Raw genomic sequence first — 18323 nt, forward strand, 5'->3', positions numbered from 1 at the left:
TTCTTTTATAATCAATGCTACAGACTACTTATCCACAGATTTGATCTTTGCTAATAATAATAATAATAATAATTAATATTATTTCTTTTTTTTTTGATTTTAAATCTTAAAGAAAAGAAAAAAGATCTTTCTTTTAAGATCTTATTTTTAAGATTAACATGTGTTATCTTGAATAAGATATAAATATTGTTTAAATATTTTTAAATTTTAAAAAGGTTTTTTTAATGTTAAATTCAAAAAATTTTGATGTCATTGTTATTGGAGCAGGACATGCTGGTACTGAAGCAGCTATGGCTTCAGCGAGAATGGGTTGCAAAACATTATTATTAACTCAAAAAATTACAGATTTAGGTGTGTTATCATGTAATCCAGCAATTGGTGGAATAGGAAAAAGTCATTTAGTAAAAGAAATAGATGCATTAGGTGGCATGATGGCTGAAGCTATTGATTATTCTGGTATTCAGTTTAGAATTTTAAATTCTAGTAAAGGACCTGCTGTAAGATCTACTAGAGCTCAAGCTGATAGATTTCTTTATCATGAAACTGTAAAAAGAATATTACAAAAACAAAATAATTTATTAATTTTAGAGCAAGAAGTTAAAGATTTAATTTTTAAAAATTATACTGTTATTGGTGTATTGACGCAAAACGAAATAAATTTTTATTCAAGATCAGTTGTATTAGCAACAGGAACTTTTTTAGGTGGTAAAATACACATAGGATTAAATAGTTATTCTGCGGGTAGAATAGGGGGTAAATCTTCTATAGATTTATCTGTTCGTTTAAGAGAATTATCTTTGAGAGTGAATAGATTAAAAACAGGAACGCCACCTCGAATTGATATCAATACTGTTAATTTTAATGATTTATTTGTTCAAAACGGGGATATTCCTGTTCCAGTTTTTTCATTTATGGGGAATTTTTTGAATCATCCTAAGCAAATATCATGTTATCTCACACACACTAATGAAAAAACACATGAAATAATACGTAGAAATTTAGATCAAAGTCCTATATATACAGGTCTTATAACAGGTTCAGGACCTCGATACTGTCCTTCTATTGAAGATAAAATTGTACGTTTTCCAGATAGAAAGTCACATCAAATATTTTTAGAACCTGAAGGACTATCTAGCATTAAAATATATCCTAATGGAATTTCAACTAGTCTTCCGTTAGAAATTCAAAAAAAAATAGTAAATTCTATAAAAGGTTTAGAGAAATCTAAGATTATAAGTCCTGGATATGCTATTGAATATGATTTTTTTGATCCAAAAGATTTAAATTTGACTTTAGAAAGCAAGTTAATTAAAGGATTATTTTTTGCTGGTCAGATTAATGGAACCACTGGTTATGAAGAGGCAGCTTCACAAGGATTATTAGCAGGTTTAAATGCAGGATTAAATTCAATGAATTCTCAGGGATGGTTTCCTAGACGTGATCAAGCTTATTTAGGTGTTTTAATAGATGATCTTACGACACAGGGTACGCAAGAACCGTATCGAATGTTTACTTCACGTGCGGAATATCGATTAATGTTAAGAGAAGATAATGCAGATTTAAGATTAACTGAAATTGGTCGTAAATTTGGTTTAGTAAGTGATTCAAGATGGATTCGTTATAATGAAAAAGTATTAAATATTAAAACAGAAATGAGTCGTTTAAAAAAAATTACGATACATCCTTTATCATCTGATTCTAATATTTTAAATAAAATATGTGATATTAATTTAATGAAAGAAACAAGCATAATTGAATTATTAAAACGACCAAAAATTAGATATAAACATTTTCAATCTTTAAAAGCGTTTAGTGAAGGAATTTCTGATTTACAAGCTATAGAACAGATAGAAAATCAAATTAAATATGCAGGCTATATTAAGCGACAATCAGAAGAGATCGAACGACATTTAAAAAATGAAAATACTTTCTTATCACCTACTTGTGATTATAATAAAATAAAAGGTTTATCTTCTGAAGTTGCTAAAAAATTAAATGACTATAAACCTATTTCTATAGGTCAAGCATCACGAATTTCTGGTATCACACCAGCAGCTATATCGATTTTATTGATTTATTTAAAAAAAGAATCTGATAAAAATTTTTTATAATATATAATTATTGAATATCTATTTTTTAATCTATTTTTTTATAATTCTAAAAAATTAAAATTTGATTTTAATTAATTTAAAATACATAATAATTTCTTGAATATGCTGAATTTGTTAAATAGTAACTATTTGCTGAATGTATTTTTTTTATTGTATAATCTTTTTTAAAATTATAATAAAAATGAGAGAACCTTATGATTTTAGAAAAGATATCTGATCCTCAAAAATATATTAGTCATCATTTAAATCATTTGCAGATAGATTTACGACATTTTAAAATTGTTCAACCTGGTTCACTTTCTTCCTGTTATTGGACTTTAAATATTGATTCTATAGTTTTTTCTCTTATACTTGGGGGTTTTTTTTTAAGTGTTTTTTATATAGTAGGAAAAACAATTACTACCGGTGTACCAAATAAGTTACAAACTGCAATTGAATTAATTTTTAATTTTGTGGATTTAAATGTAAAAAATATGTATCAAGGTAAAAATTCTCTTATTGCACCTTTGTCGTTAACAGTATTTATTTGGGTTTTTTTAATGAATCTTATGGATTTAGTTCCAATTGATTTTTTCCCATTTATTTCTGAAAAAGTATTTAAATTACCAGCTATTCGAATTGTACCTTCCGCTGATATTAATATTACTTTATCAATGTCACTTAGTGTATTTGTTTTAATTTTATTTTATACCATTAAAATGAAAGGATATGTAGGATTTTTAAAAGAACTTACTTTACAACCTTTCAACCATCCTGTATTTTCTATTTTTAATTTTATATTAGAATTTGTATCACTCCTTTCCAAACCAATTTCTTTAGGATTAAGATTATTTGGAAATATGTATGCAGGTGAAATGATTTTTATTTTAATTGCAGGTTTACTTCCATGGTGGTCACAATTTTTTTTAAATGTACCATGGGCTATTTTTCATATTTTAATAATTTCATTACAGGCTTTTATTTTTATGGTATTAACTATTGTATATTTATCAATGGCTTCTCAATCTCATAAAGATTAAGATCTATTGTGATTTTATTAAGAATTGGAGTTTTTAATGGAAAATTTAAATGTTGACATGCTTTATATAGCAGTTGCTATAATGGTTGGATTGGCATCAATTGGAGCAGCAATCGGTATTGGAATTCTAGGTTGTAAATTTTTAGAGGGAGCTGCTAGACAACCTGATTTAGTTCCTTTGTTAAGAACACAGTTTTTTGTTGTTATGGGATTAGTTGATGCTATTCCAATGATTGCTGTAGGTTTAGGTTTATATATGCTTTTTGCTATTTCATAATTTTTTATTGCGATTATTTCTATAAAAAATATATTATTTTAGATAATTAAGATAAAATCTTTACGTTTTTTCAGATAACGTAAAGATTAATTTTTATTTTTATATAAAAGGTGCATTATTGTGAATCTTAATGCGACAATTGTTGGTCAAGCTATTTCGTTTTTTTTATTTGTTTGGTTTTGTATGAAATATGTTTGGCCTCCTATTATTTTAGCCATTGAAACTAGACAAAAAGAGATTAAAGAATCATTAATTAATTCAAAAAAAGCTCAAGATGAATTATATATTCTTGAGAAAAAAATAAAAAAAAATATTATTGAAGCAAAACAAAAAGCATCGAATATTTTAAATGAGGCAAATAAACAAAAAGAACTAATCTTAGAAGAAGCAAGAAAGAATGCTTTAGAAGAGAGTAAAAAAATTCTTTTAAATACTCAATCAGAAATTGAAATTTCTATTATTCATGCACGTAAAAATTTACATAAAGAAGTAGTAGATTTATCTATTGCTATAGCAGAAAAAATAATTAAAAAAAATATTTCTAAAGAAGATAATCAAAATTTATTAGATCAATTAGTTGTTTCTTTATCACAGGTAAAAAATTAATGTCAGCAGCAGATACTGTTTCTAGACCTTATGCTCAAGCAATTTTTGAAATTGCCATTCAAAATAATACAATTGAAGAATGGAAAAATATTTTAATTTTTATTAAAATGATTGCTTGTCATAAAAAAGTTAGAAGTTTTTTATCAGGTTCACTTTCACCCGAATATTTATCATTAGTATTTACTACAATTAGTAGTGATATAATTAATGAAAATGCAAAAAATTTAATAAAATTATTAGCTAAAAATCAACGATTTAAAATATTAAATAATATATTAAAACAATTTTTAAAATTAGAATCATACTATAAAGATATTATAATAGTTGAATTGAGATCAGCATTTACTTTGAAAGAAAAACAGATTAATAGAATAAAAAAAATATTAGAAGAGTCTTTTTTAAGAAAAGTGAAATTTATATATAAAGTGAATCCTGAAATACTTGATGGTATAATTATAAAGGTGAACGATACCGTTTTTGATTTATCTATTCAAAATCATCTTAAACAATTATCTGACGCTTTAAATTTGTAAGAGAATAATAATATATGAGATTAAATTCTACAGAAATTAGTAAATTAATTAAAGAAAGAATAGCTCAATTTGAAGTATTTAATGAATCATATAACGAGGGTTCTATTATTTCTGTAAGTGATGGTATTATAAGAATTAATGGTCTTTCTAACGTTATGCTAGGAGAAATGATTTTATTACCCAATAATGAATATGCAATTGCTTTAAATATAGAAAGAGATACAATTGGTGCAGTAGTTATGGGACCTTATATTCATATTACCGAAGGAACTAAAGTACAATGTACAGGAAAAATATTAGAAGTCCCGGTTGGTTATAATTTTTTAGGTAGAGTAGTGAATGCATTAGGTTTTCCTATTGATGGAAAAAATTCTATAAAACATGATAGTTATTTCCCAGTAGAAGCAGATGCGCCTGGAGTAATTGATCGCCAATCAATTAATCAGCCAATACAAACTGGTTATAAAGTTATCGATGCAATGATTCCTATTGGTCGAGGACAACGTGAATTGATTATTGGTGATAGACAAACAGGAAAAACAGCACTAGCAATAGACACAATTATTAATCAGAAAAAATCAGGTATTAAATGCGTTTATGTCGCAATTGGACAAAAACTTTCAACAATTATTAATGTGGTTAAAAAATTAGAAGAAAATGATGCATTATTTAATACAATTATAGTAGTGGCTTCTGCTTCAGAAGCAGCTTCTTTACAATATTTAGCACCATATTCTGGTTGTGCAATAGCAGAATTTTTTCGAAATCGAGGAGAAGATGTTTTAATTGTTTATGATGATCTTTCAAAACATGCAATAGCTTATCGTCAAATTTCTTTATTATTACGTCGACCACCGGGTAGAGAAGCTTTTCCAGGAGATATATTTTATCTGCATTCTCGTTTATTAGAACGAGCATCTCGAATCTCTGCAAAATATGTACAGAAGATAACAAAAAATAAAATTGTTGGAAAAACAGGTTCAATTACAGCTTTGCCTATTATTGAAACACAATCTGGAGATGTTTCTGCTTTTGTTCCTACTAATGTTATTTCTATAACTGATGGTCAAATTTTTTTGGAATCAAACTTGTTTAATTCAGGTATTCGTCCTGCTGTAAATCCTGGTATATCTGTTTCTCGTGTGGGAAGTGCTGCACAAACTATAATAATTAAAAAACTTTCTTCTGGAATTCGAACAGCATTAGCACAATATCAAGAACTTGCAGCATTTTCACAATTTTCATCTGATTTAGATGATGCAACTAGAAAACAATTAAATTATGGTGAAAAGATTACAGAATTATTAAAACAAAAACAGTATTCACCTATTTCTATAGCTGAACAAGGTTTAATACTCTTTATTGCAGAAAATAATTTTCTTGAAGATATTTCCATAGAAAATATAAATAGATTTGAAAAAGAAATATTGATTTATGCTAAGAATTATTATTCTGAATTAATGGAGCAAATTAATAAAACAGGTGATTTTAATATTATTATACAAAAAAAATTCATAAAATTAATTACTGATTTTAAAAAAGATCAATTTTAAAAAAATGATTGATAAGTGAAAAAGAGAAAATAGTGACTAGTACAAAAGAAATAAGAAATCAAATCGTTAGTGTTATTAATACGAAAAAAATTACTAAAGCTATGGAAATGGTTGCAGTTTCTAAAATGAGAAAAACTGAAGAAAGAATGAAGTCTGGTCGACCATATTCCGATATTATTAGAAAAGTTATTGATCATGTTGTACAAGGAAATTTAGAATATAAACATAGTTATTTAGAAGAAAGAGAAATTAAACGTATTGGTATAATTGTGATATCTACTGATAGAGGATTATGTGGAAGTTTAAATAGTAATCTTTTTAAACAAATATTATTTAAAATTCAGAAGTTTGCTAAAATTAATATTCCATGTGATTTGATATTATTTGGTTTAAAAAGTTTATCTGTATTTAAATTATTTAAAAGTAATATTCTTGCAAAAGTAACTAATTTAGGAGAAAATCCTCAATTAGAAGAATTGATTAATTCTGTTAAAATTATATTAGAAGCATATAAAAATAAACAAATTGATAAAATTTTTATTGCTTATAATAAATTTCATAATAAAATGTTTCAGCATCCTAAAATTACTCAATTACTTCCCTTTTCTAAAGAAAATATTAAAAGTACAAGCAATAATATTTGGGATTATTTATATGAACCAGAATCTAAATTAATTTTAGATATATTATTTAATCGATATATAGAATCTCAAGTATATCAAAGTATTTTAGAAAATATAGCAAGTGAACAAGCTGCTCGTATGATTGCAATGAAAACAGCGACAGATAATAGTGGTAATCGGATTAAAGAATTACAATTAGTCTACAATAAAGTTCGTCAGGCTAATATTACTCAAGAATTAACTGAAATTGTTGCAGGTGCTTCAGCAGTTTCAATTGATTAAAAATTAGTTAGAGGTTTTAAAATAATGGCTACTGGAAAAATTATCCAAATTATTGGTGCTGTAGTCGATGTAGAATTTAATCAAGATTCAGTACCTAAAATATATAATGCCTTAGAAGTTAAAAACAAGCAATATAAACTAATTTTAGAAGTGCAACAACAATTAGGTGCAGGTGTTGTACGAACTATCGCTATGGGCTCATCTAATGGTTTAAAACGAGGTTTAATTGTTACTGATCTTGGGCATTATATAAAAGTGCCGGTAGGAGAAGCAACATTAGGTCGTATAATTAATGTATTAGGTGAAACTATAGATAATAAAGGAGCATTAAAAAATAAAAATGTTGCTGAAATTGAATATTGGGAAATTCATCGTGCTCCTCCAAGTTACAAAGAACAAGCTAGTTCTAGAGAAATATTAGAAACTGGAATAAAAGTAATTGATTTAATTTGTCCCTTTGCAAAAGGAGGCAAGGTTGGTTTATTTGGAGGTGCAGGTGTAGGTAAAACAGTTAATATGATGGAATTAATTCGTAATATTGCTTTAGAACATTCTGGTTATTCAGTTTTTACTGGAGTAGGTGAAAGAACTCGAGAAGGGAATGATTTTTATCATGAAATGAATGATTCTCAAGTTTTAGATAAAGTTTCTCTTGTATATGGACAAATGAATGAACCACCAGGAAATAGATTACGAGTTGCTTTTACAGGTCTTACTATTGCAGAAAAATTTCGTGACGAAGGGAAAGATGTTTTGTTGTTTATTGATAACATATATCGTTATACATTAGCAGGTACAGAAGTTTCTGCTTTACTTGGTCGAATGCCATCTGCAGTAGGTTATCAACCAACTTTAGCAGAAGAAATGGGTCTACTTCAAGAAAGAATAACATCAACAAAAAAAGGTTCAATTACTTCTGTACAAGCAGTATATGTTCCTGCTGATGATTTAACAGATCCTTCACCAGCCACAACATTTGCACATTTAGACTCCACAGTTACATTAAGTCGTCAAATCGCATCATTAGGAATTTATCCTGCTATTGATCCTTTAAATTCAACAAGTCGTCAATTAGATCCCTATATTGTAGGAGATGAACATTATAATACCGCATTAGGTGTACAGTCAATATTACAAAGATATCAAGAATTAAAGGATATAATCGCTATTTTAGGTATGGATGAACTAGCAGAAAAAGATAAACTTTTAGTATCGAGAGCACGTAAAATACAAAGATTTTTATCTCAACCATTTTTTGTTGCAGAAGTTTTTACTGGTACTCCGGGCAAATATGTTTCGTTAAAAGATAACATTCGTGCTTTTAAAGGGATTATAGAAGGCGAATTTGATTCTTTACCAGAACAAGCGTTTTATATGGTAGGTTCTATTGAGGAAGTTATAGAAAAATCAAAAAAATTATAACTTTTAAGATAAATAGGATATATTTATGGATTTTTATTTAGACGTAGTAAGTGTAAAAAAACGTATATTTTCTGGTTTTGTTAAAAAAATACAAGTTTCTGGAAGTGAAGGTGAACTTGGTATTTATCCAGGACACACTCAATTATTAAGTATAATTAAACCTGGAATAGTATATATCGTTCATAAAGAAAATGCAAAAGAAGAATGTATTTATATATCAGGAGGAATATTAGAAGTACAACCTACTGTAGTATCTATTTTAGCAGATGTCGCTATTCGTGCTGTTGATTTAAATCGAGAACGTATTTTAAAAACAAAAAAAGATGCTGAAGAACATATTAAGAAGAAAGATATTAAAATAAAAAAAGATGATATTTTATTACAAATTTCTAAAGAAATTGCAAAATTAAGAGTACTTGAAATGATGGATAAATTTAAATGAAAAATAATTTTTCGCGGCTGGTTTTTTCCTGCCGCAAGTATTTTAATAAATTTACTTTATTAAAATTAAAAAATTTTTTTTATATATCAATATTTTCTGCTTTTAAAGCATTTTTTTCTATAAATTTTCGTCTAGGTTCTACTGCATCTCCCATAAGAGTATTAAATAAGTTATTAGCAGAGATTGCATCTTTAATAGTTACTTGAAACATATTTCTAGTTTCAGGATTCATTGTTGTATTCCATAATTGTTCAGGATTCATTTCTCCTAATCCTTTATATCGTTGTATAAATAAACCACGTTTAGACTGTTTAATTAACCATTCTAATGTATTTTTTATATTATCTATTTTATAGATCTGTCCTGCTTTTTCTATTAAAACTTCATTTAAAAAATATTTTTTAAAATTTTTACCTAAATTAGTAATTAATAGGTATTCTTTACTTTTTAAAAATTCTTCTTTAAAATCATATTTTGTATGATATGCATATCTAGATATTTTTATAGTTGGTTCAAATGTATTATTATCAAAATTTTTTTTAATTTCTGTTGAATAATAACTGTGACTTTTATCTTTTTTATTTAGATTTTCTGCTAATTTATCTATCCAATCTTTTACTATTTTCATTTCTGTTAAATTAGATAAATGAGTATGGTAGATTAGTTCGTTAAATACTAATTTTGGAAAATAGTGTTTACTTTTATTCATGATGATTTGAATAAAATAATATTCAGATATAATTTTTTTAAATTTTTTAATATTTTCATTAATACTAAAATTTTTTGTATTCTTTAACACAATATCTTTTAAAGCATTTGTAATTTGATATTTATTCATTTCTATATCATTTTTAATATATTCTTCTTTTTTTCCTTTTTTTAATTTATACAATGGAGGTTGTGCAATATAGACATAGCCTTTTTCAATTAATTCAGGTAATTGACGGTAAAAAAAAGTTAAAAGAAGTGTACGAATATGTGCCCCGTCTACATCAGCATCAGTCATTATAATAATATAATGATATCTCAATTTATCTATATTATATTCTTTTTTACCAATTCCACATCCTAATGCGGTGATAAGAGAAGCAACTTCTTGAGATAGAATCATTTTATCAAATTTTGATTTTTCAACATTTAATATTTTTCCCTTAAGAGGAAGAATGGCTTGATTTTTTCTATTTCTACCTTGTTTAGCAGAACCACCTGCTGAGTCACCTTCTACTAAATAAATTTCTGAAAATTTAGGATCATTTTCTTGACAATCAGATAATTTTCCAGGTAAAGCACCTAGATCTAATATACTCTTTCTTTTATTAATTTCTCTAGCACGGCGTGCTGCTTCTCTAACTTTAGCAGCATTAATAATTTTTTGAATAATAGATTTTGAATCAGAAGGGTTTTCTAAAAGATATTGAATAAGATTTTCATTAATTAATGATTCTATAACTGATCTTGCTTCAGAAGAAACTAATTTGTCTTTAGTTTGAGATGAAAATTTTGGATCTGGTATTTTAATTGATATAATTGCTGTTAAACCTTCACGTACATCTTCACCTGTTATGGTAGTTTTTTGTTTCTTATTATATCCTTCTCTTTCTATATATAAATTTAATGTTCGTGTCATACCAGAACGAAAACCAGCTAAATGGGTACCACCGTCTTTTTGTGGTATATTGTTTGTAAAGCATAATATATTCTCTTGATGAGAATTACTCCACTGCATAGCAATTTCTAGCTCTATCTGATCTTTTTTAGATCGAAAATAAAATATACGTGAATGAATAGGTATTTTTTTTGTATTTAAAAATTTAATAAATGCTCTAATACCACCTTTATATTGATAGCAATTTTTGATACTACTTCTATTATCTTCTAAATAAATAGTAATATTTGAATTTAGAAAAGATAGTTCGCGTAAACGTTGAGATAAAATTTCATATTGAAATTTTATATTATTAGTAAATGTTTTATAACTTGGCCAAAATCTTATATATGTACCTGTTATATCAGTTGTTCCAATAACTGAAAGAGGACTTTCCGGTTTTCCATTTCGATATATTTGTTGATATTTTTTTTTATTTTTATAAATTATTAGTTCTAGTTTTTCTGATAAAGCATTAACAACTGATATTCCTACACCATGTAATCCTCCTGATATTTGATATGAGGAATTATCAAATTTACCACCTGAATGTAATACTGTCATTATTACTTCTGCAGCTGAAATTTTTTCTTCAGGATGAATATCCGTAGGTATGCCTCTACCATTATCTTCTACAGAAACTGAATTGTCTAAATAAATAGTTACTTTTATTTCCTTGCAATAACCTGATAACGCTTCGTCTATAGAGTTGTCTACTATTTCAAAAACCATATGATGTAATCCACTTCCATCATCTGTATCTCCAATATACATACCTGGTCTTTTACGAACAGCATCTAATCCTCTTAAAATTTTAATATTAGAAGAGTTATATATATTCTTCATAGTTTTCCCTATGATCTTTAAAAGTGTAAAATGATTAATTTTTATTATAATATTTTTATAAAAAAAGAAATTTATTGAAATTATTTTAAATAATTCATTAAATCCTATAATTTAGTTTTAAAAATTTTTAACGTTGTAATAACATTACAACATATAATGTTGAAGCATCATTTTCTGCTTCAATTTGTATCGAATTATTAGAATCATTTAAAAATAAAAAAATATTTTCACTGGTAATAGAATTTAATATTTCTAATATATAATACACATTAATTGATATTTCTACTGTATTTCCAGTATAATTTATATTAAATGTATCTTCTGCTGTTTCTTCTTCTTGATTATCAGATAATACTTTAAATTGATTATTTCTGATATGAATTTCTACCCCACAAAATTTTTCATGCGCTAAAATAGCAGCACGCAATAGTGATTGTTTCAACATTTTACAATTTAAAGTTATAAAATTATTTTTTGTTTTAAATAAAACACTTTTATAATCAGGATATTTGCCTTCAATTAATTGTGCAGTAAAAATTAGGTCTTCTATATATATTCTAATATTATTTTTACCTATTAAAATTCGTATTAATTGTGTTTGAATATTTAGTAATCTATATAATTCAATAATTCCCTTTCTAGGAATAACTATAGAAAAAGGAACTATACTTTCCTCTATAGGAACCTTTGAAACTCCAAGACGATATCCATCCGTAGCTACTGTATAAAGTAATTTATCTGTTTTTTCTAATAACATACCATTGAGATAATATCGTACATCTTGTTTTCCCATAGAAAATTGAGTTTTTTCTATCATTTTTTTTAAAATTTCTGAAGATATAAAAAATTCTGAAATATGACGAAAATCGTGATGATTTGGAAAATTATCAAAAGGTAAAGTACTTAGTATATAATTACTATTACCAGAAATAATATGCATTTTATTTTTATTTAGCTGCATTTTAATATTGGATAAATCTAATGAATTTCGACAAATATCTAAAAGTTTTCGACCTGAAATAGTTGCAGTACCTGCAATATGTTCTGTTGATAGTTTTATAATAGAAATTAATTCTATTTCTAAATTTGTTGCTGTTAATGATAAAATTCCATTTTTTATGGTAATTAATATATTTTCTAAAATAGGAAAGGAATTATTTTTTATAATTAAGCGGTTTATTTTTTGTAAATTTTTAATTAAAATATTATTTTTTATAATAAATTTCATATAATCACACTGATAGGGTTTTAATTAAATTTAAAAAATCTTTTTTAATATCGTGATTTTCTTCTCGTAACTGTTCAATTTTACGGCATGCATGTAGTACTGTTGTATGATCTCGACCACTAAATGCATCTCCAATTTCAGGCAGACTATGATTAGTTAATTTTTTCGCTAGTGCCATCGCTATTTGTCTTGGACGAGCTATTGAACGTGAGCGTTTTTTTGATAATAGATCCGTAACTTTAATTTGATAATATTCTGCGACTACTTTTTGAATATTTTCAATAGTAATGAGTTTTTTTTGTAAAGTGAGTATATCTCGAAGTGCTTCACGAACAAAATCTACAGTAATAGCACGATGAGTAAAACGAGAATTAACGATAACTCGATTAAGAGCACCTTCTAATTCACGTACATTAGAACATAAATGTTTAGCAATAAAAAAAGCTACTTCGTTAGATAATATAATGTTATTTTCATCAGCTTTTTTTATAAGAATAGCTATTCTAGTTTCTATTTCTGGGGGATCTATAGCAACAGTAAGGCCCCAGCTAAATCTTGATTTAAGACGTTCTTCAACTCCATTTATTTCTTTAGGATAACGATCAGAAGTTAAAATGATTTGTTGATTTCCTTCTAATAGAGCATTAAATGTATGAAAGAATTCTTCTTGTGAACGTTCTTTATATGCAAAAAATTGAATATCATCAATTAATAATGCATCAACTGAGCGATAATATAATTTAAATTTTTCAATAGAATTATTTTTTAATGCCTTTACCATATCTTGTACAAAACGTTCAGAATTCATAAAAATAATTTTAATATCATATTTATATGCTAAAATTTCATTTCCTATTGCATGTAGTAAATGAGTTTTTCCTAATCCTGTTGCACCGTATAAGAATAGTGGATTATAAGAATTTCCAAGATTTTTTGCTGCTTGAAATGCTACAGAGCGTGCAAGTTGATTAGATTTTCCCTCTATAAAATTTTTAAAATTATGTTTTTTATTAATATTTGATCGATAAGATAAATTTTTTAATACTGGAATCTTAGACCAGATTCGTTTTTTATTTTTATTATAAGAATTTTTCAAAACATTTTTTTTTATTTTTTTTTCTTTATAAATTTGATGAATTTCAAATTTTATCAATGGAGAATTGGTACCGCAAAAATCTTGCAGTATTTTTTTAAAGTGAATTAAGTATTTATCTTTTACCCAATCCAAAACAAATTTATTTGGAGCATATATTTCTAAAATGTTATTGTTTAGTTTGGCCTTCAGAGAGCGTATCCACATACTAAACTCTGTATTTGGTAGCTCATCCTGTAACCGGTCAAGACACTGTTTCCAAAGACAAAGTGACACGGTAGACTCCAAGCGAACACAATTAATAAAAAAATAAAATTTGAAAGTTATTAATTTTTTATACGTTTACTTTGATATATATAATGTTAATTTTATATAAATTTTTATATAAAATTATATTTTTTTACATTAAAAGCTATACAATCTAAGATTGGTGAGTATAACGAAAAGGATATAATATGTTTTTGAGATATTCTTTTATCTAAAGAAGTGATTTTTAGATGTACTATTACATTTATAAATAAAAATATAGTTATCATATCAGAATAAAAGATTAAAAATATTTTTTTAGATAAGTCAATATTGAACGTATGTTAATTACTAAAAATATTTATTAATATTTTTTCTATAATCAATGATTTCAATAAAGTTAATTGACTATATCATTTAGAATAATTATTCTTAGTAAGATTAAATCTCATAAATCATTTTTAACAAAGCATAGTTAGGTAAATATTAAAATGAAACGAACTTTTCAACCATCAATATTAAAACGTAATCGTTCACATGGATTTAGAACTCGTATGGCAACAAAAAATGGTCGTTATATTTTATCACGAAGACGTGCTAAATTAAGAACTCGTTTAACTGTTTCTAGCAAATAGCAGGTTACTATTGTGTTTGATTATTTTTTTAAAAAACAATTACGATTATCTAGTTCTATAAACTTTCAAAATGTTTTTAGAAAACCTGCAAAAAAAAAAAATACTTTAGAAATAAGTATTTTAGGACGTTTTAATTTATTAGGATATCCCAGATTAGGTCTCAGCATATCCCGAAAAAATATTAAACATGCTCATAATCGAAATTTAATTAAACGATTAGTTCGTGAAACTTTTCGTTTATTACAATATAAATTGCTATCAATGGATTTTGTAGTTATAGCAAAAAAAAATATTCTTTATTTAAATAATAAAAAAATAATAGATATGTTAAATAGTTTATGGTTGAATTATCATAGGTAATTTTATTTTCTTTATTCAAAACTTTTTTAGAAAAAATATGATTTAATATTTTTTGATTCTATATATCTTAAGTATATTATCTAGTTTAATAGAATTAAAATAATTTAGTTTTAATTAACGTAATATCCTTTAAATGTAGGTAAATAAAATTATTTACCTTTAAATATTAAAGATAAAAGTGAATATTAATTATGGAAGTACAACGTAATTTTTTTATTTTTGCTTTTTTATTTGTTTCTTTTTTACTTTGGCAAGCATGGCAAAGTCAATCGTTTTTACATGAAAAAACAAATGAAAAAAAAGTCCCAAGCTTTCATTTTATAGATAGCAAAAAAAATGAAAAACAAATTTTTATTAAAAATAATGTGATTAGTTTAATTGTCAATATGTATGGTGGAGATATAGAAGAAGCTTCTTTACTTGCATATAAAGATAAACTGTATTCATCTAAACCTTTTAAATTACTTGAAACTGCATCTGATTTTATTTATCAAGCGCAAAGTGGATTAATTGGAAAAGATGGCCCTGATAGTTCGATAAATAATAGCAGACCACTATATTTTTCTAATAAAAATTTTTTTTCGTTAGAAGATAATAAAAAAGAATTGCGTGTTCCTATTAAATGGGTAAATAAAAATGGTGTAATTTATACTAAAACTTTTATTCTTAAACCAAATAGATATGATGTTCAAATAGAATATGATATTTATAATCCAAGTAAAAATATTTTAAAATTAAATATGTTTGGACAAATAAAACAAACAATACATTTACCTAAGAAACGTAATATTTATAGTGAAAATTTTGCTCTTCAGACTTTTCGGGGGGCTGCTTATTCGAGTGTTGATAATAAGTATGAAAAATATAAATTTGATATGATTTCTAATAATAAAAATTTACATATTATGACTGAAAACGGATGGATTGCAATGTTACAACAGTATTTTGCTGTTGCTTGGATTCCTCAAAATTTAGGTCAAAACACAATATATACATCTAGTTTAGATCATGGTGTTGCTGTAATTGGATATAAGTCTCCTTCAATAAATGTCTTACCTAATTCTCGATCTATTATAAAATCAAAATTATGGATTGGTCCTGAAATACAAAATGAAATGAAATTAGTCGCACCAAATCTAGATTTGACAGTTGATTATGGTTGGCTTTGGTTTTTATCTCAACCATTATTTAAATTATTAACTATGTTATATAAGATTGTGGGCAATTGGGGATTTGCTATTATTTTAATTACCTTTATTATGAAAGCTATAACTTATCCTCTAACGAGAGCACAATATATTTCTATGGGGAAAATGCGTGCGCTGCAACCAAAAATTAAGGAAATAAAAGAAAAATTTTTAAATGATAAACAACGTATTAGTCAGGAAATGATAGTTTTATATAAAAAAGAAAAAATAAATCCCTTAGGTGGATTTTTACCTATTTTTGTTCAAATGCCAATTTTTTTATCACTTTATTATATGCTTATAGGATCTGTTGAATTACGTCATGCACCTTTTTTGTTATGGATTCATGATTTATCAAGTCAGGATCCATATTATGTTTTACCTATAATAATGGGTTTAACAATGTTTTTTATTCAAAAAACGTCATCTACTAATCATATTTCTGATCCATTTCAAAAAAAGATTATGAACTTTATGCCTGTTATTTTTACGGCATTTTTTTTATGGTTTCCTTCAGGATTAGTTTTATATTATATAATCAGTAATTTAGTAACTATTATGCAACAAAAGTTCATTTTGTCTAAATTAAAAAAAAATAAGTAAGATTTTTTATTCAACTCTTTAAGTAATTAATTTTTAAACTTTTTTAATATCTGATCTAGAAAAAGAAACTATTTTATGATTTATAATGAAACTATTGTTGCTCAAGTTACTTGTCCAGGAAAAAGTGCTGTTGGGATTTTAAGAATATCTGGTGTTGAAGCAAAGACAGTTGCTATGAAGATTTTAGGCAAAATTCCCTTAGCAAGGTTTGCTACTTATTCAAATTTTTTAGATAAAAATTTGAAAGTACTAGATAAAGGTATATCTTTATGGTTTCCTGCTCCTTATTCATTAACAGGTGAAGATGTATTAGAATTACAAGGGCATGGTAGTCCATTGATAATAGACTTATTGATAAAGAGAATTTTATCTATTAAAAATGTTAGAATGGCTAAACCAGGGGAATTTTCTGAACGTGCTTTTTTAAATGGAAAGATAGATTTAATTCAAGCAGAATCTATAGATGATTTAATTAATTCAGAAACAGAACTATCTATTCGTGCTTCATTAAATTCATTGCAAGGAAATTTTTCTTTTTTTATTAAAGAATTAATAAATTTAATTATTGAATTTCGTATTAATATAGAATCTAGTATAGATTTTTCAGAAGAAGAAATTGATATTAATATTAAAGATATAGTTAATGTAAAATTTGGAGAATTAGACAATAAATTTTTACAATTAAAAAATATGATTTTAGAAGGGAGTCTGCTAAAAGAAGGAAAAAAAATAGTTATTGCAGGTCTTCCTAATGCAGGGAAATCAAGTTTATTAAATATTTTATCGTATTCTGATAGAGCTATAGTAACTGACGTGCCTGGTACTACACGAGATGTTCTTTATGAGAATATTAGTATTAATGGTATTTATTGTGAATTAATTGATACTGCAGGTTTACGCAAAACAGATAATAAAGTAGAACGTATTGGAATCATACGTGCTTGGGAGGCAATTAAAAAATCTGACCATATTCTTTTTGTTATTGATAAAACCATTGACAAATTAAAACAAAAAAAAATATGTGATGAATTTATGAAAAGAATTGCTAAGAATAAAATTCCAGTCACTTTTATTTTAAATAAAAACGATTTAGTAAATGATAGTTTTGGTATTAAAAATATAGATGGTTTGTCATTTATAAGTATATCTGCTCGAACAGGTGAAGGTATTAATATATTACGTGAACATATTATAAAAATTGAAAAAAATATAAATAAAGAAGGTATTTTTATTGCTCGTCGTCGTCATATTAATCAAATTGATTTAGCATATAATGAGTTTTTAGTAGCTAAAAATAATTGGAGGATGTCTGAAAATATTGAATTTTTAGCAGAGTCTTTAAATTTTATAAATAAAATTTTAGGTGAAATAACAGGTCGGTATACTTCTTCAGATTTATTAAATCATATTTTCTCTAGTTTTTGTATTGGTAAATAAGTTTTATATTTTAATATGCCCGGAGGCGGAATTGAACCACCGACACGGGGATTTTCAGTCCCCTGCTCTACCAACTGAGCTATCCGGGCTTTTTTATATTAAATCATCAAATATAAAAGATTGTCAATGTTTTTTATTATCAAATTTTTTCTATATTGATTTTTTATATTTTATAT

16 protein-coding genes and 1 tRNA gene are annotated in these 18323 nt (G+C 25.7%); 13 read left to right on the top strand and 4 right to left on the bottom strand.

The window, feature by feature from the left end:
• Positions 1 to 224: 224 nt before the first annotated feature.
• The 9 genes from mnmG (at position 225) to D9V61_RS00045 (ending at position 8867) form a co-directional block, all read left to right on the top strand.
• Positions 225 to 2111, top strand: coding sequence for a tRNA uridine-5-carboxymethylaminomethyl(34) synthesis enzyme MnmG (gene mnmG / locus D9V61_RS00005; RefSeq protein ID WP_158339161.1), 1887 nt, complete (start codon positions 225 to 227; stop codon positions 2109 to 2111).
• Between the two features lie 194 nt (positions 2112 to 2305).
• Positions 2306 to 3130 (top strand): F0F1 ATP synthase subunit A, encoded by an 825-nt coding sequence (atpB, locus tag D9V61_RS00010; RefSeq protein ID WP_158339163.1) that lies wholly within the window; start codon positions 2306 to 2308, stop codon positions 3128 to 3130.
• Positions 3131 to 3166: 36 nt separating this feature from the next.
• Positions 3167 to 3406, top strand: coding sequence for a F0F1 ATP synthase subunit C (gene atpE / locus D9V61_RS00015; protein ID WP_158339165.1), 240 nt, complete (start codon positions 3167 to 3169; stop codon positions 3404 to 3406).
• 120 nt (positions 3407 to 3526) lie between these two features.
• Positions 3527 to 4012, top strand: a complete 486-nt coding sequence (locus tag D9V61_RS00020) for a F0F1 ATP synthase subunit B (protein WP_158339167.1) — start codon at positions 3527 to 3529, stop codon at positions 4010 to 4012.
• On the top strand, positions 4012 to 4545 hold the full coding sequence (locus tag D9V61_RS00025; RefSeq protein WP_158339169.1) for a F0F1 ATP synthase subunit delta: 534 nt from the start codon (positions 4012 to 4014) through the stop codon (positions 4543 to 4545). The genes D9V61_RS00020 and D9V61_RS00025 overlap by 1 nt, the downstream gene beginning before the upstream one ends.
• Positions 4546 to 4559: 14 nt before the next feature.
• Positions 4560 to 6098 (top strand): F0F1 ATP synthase subunit alpha, encoded by a 1539-nt coding sequence (gene atpA / locus D9V61_RS00030; protein ID WP_158339171.1) that lies wholly within the window; start codon positions 4560 to 4562, stop codon positions 6096 to 6098.
• A 32-nt stretch (positions 6099 to 6130) separates the two neighbouring features.
• Entirely contained in the window at positions 6131 to 7003 is an 873-nt protein-coding gene (gene atpG / locus D9V61_RS00035; RefSeq protein WP_158339173.1) for a F0F1 ATP synthase subunit gamma, read from the top strand.
• Between the two features lie 24 nt (positions 7004 to 7027).
• A complete protein-coding gene (atpD, locus tag D9V61_RS00040; protein WP_158339175.1) occupies positions 7028 to 8425 on the top strand; it encodes a F0F1 ATP synthase subunit beta in 1398 nt (465 codons plus the stop codon).
• A 25-nt stretch (positions 8426 to 8450) separates the two neighbouring features.
• Positions 8451 to 8867: a F0F1 ATP synthase subunit epsilon gene (locus D9V61_RS00045; RefSeq protein WP_158339177.1), complete on the top strand. Its 417-nt coding sequence runs from the start codon at positions 8451 to 8453 to the stop codon at positions 8865 to 8867.
• A gap of 79 nt (positions 8868 to 8946) precedes the next feature.
• Here D9V61_RS00045 and gyrB read toward each other — a convergent pair whose 3' ends face one another.
• From gyrB to dnaA, 3 genes are all read right to left on the bottom strand, one after another.
• Entirely contained in the window at positions 8947 to 11358 is a 2412-nt protein-coding gene (gyrB, locus tag D9V61_RS00050; protein ID WP_158339179.1) for a DNA topoisomerase (ATP-hydrolyzing) subunit B, read from the bottom strand.
• Positions 11359 to 11485: 127 nt separating this feature from the next.
• Entirely contained in the window at positions 11486 to 12586 is a 1101-nt protein-coding gene (gene dnaN / locus D9V61_RS00055) for a DNA polymerase III subunit beta (RefSeq protein WP_158339181.1), read from the bottom strand.
• Between the two features lie 4 nt (positions 12587 to 12590).
• Positions 12591 to 13955 (bottom strand): chromosomal replication initiator protein DnaA, encoded by a 1365-nt coding sequence (gene dnaA, locus D9V61_RS00060; protein WP_158339183.1) that lies wholly within the window; start codon positions 13953 to 13955, stop codon positions 12591 to 12593.
• 461 nt (positions 13956 to 14416) lie between these two features.
• Between dnaA and rpmH the strand changes: the two genes are divergently transcribed.
• From rpmH to mnmE, 4 genes are all read left to right on the top strand, one after another.
• On the top strand, positions 14417 to 14560 hold the full coding sequence (rpmH, locus tag D9V61_RS00065) for a 50S ribosomal protein L34 (protein ID WP_011053551.1): 144 nt from the start codon (positions 14417 to 14419) through the stop codon (positions 14558 to 14560).
• A gap of 12 nt (positions 14561 to 14572) precedes the next feature.
• Entirely contained in the window at positions 14573 to 14920 is a 348-nt protein-coding gene (gene rnpA / locus D9V61_RS00070) for a ribonuclease P protein component (RefSeq protein ID WP_158339185.1), read from the top strand.
• 191 nt (positions 14921 to 15111) lie between these two features.
• Positions 15112 to 16710, top strand: coding sequence for a membrane protein insertase YidC (gene yidC / locus D9V61_RS00075; RefSeq protein ID WP_158339187.1), 1599 nt, complete (start codon positions 15112 to 15114; stop codon positions 16708 to 16710).
• 75 nt (positions 16711 to 16785) lie between these two features.
• Positions 16786 to 18147 (top strand): tRNA uridine-5-carboxymethylaminomethyl(34) synthesis GTPase MnmE, encoded by a 1362-nt coding sequence (gene mnmE / locus D9V61_RS00080; protein ID WP_158339189.1) that lies wholly within the window; start codon positions 16786 to 16788, stop codon positions 18145 to 18147.
• 16 nt (positions 18148 to 18163) lie between these two features.
• Here the strand turns inward: mnmE and D9V61_RS00085 are convergent.
• Positions 18164 to 18236, bottom strand: a tRNA-Phe gene (locus D9V61_RS00085).
• Positions 18237 to 18323 lie beyond the last annotated feature (87 nt).

Origin of the sequence: Buchnera aphidicola (Acyrthosiphon lactucae) (assembly GCF_005083565.1) — a bacterium.
In the GTDB taxonomy this organism is placed as follows: Bacteria; Pseudomonadota; Gammaproteobacteria; order Enterobacterales; family Enterobacteriaceae; genus Buchnera; species Buchnera aphidicola_AH.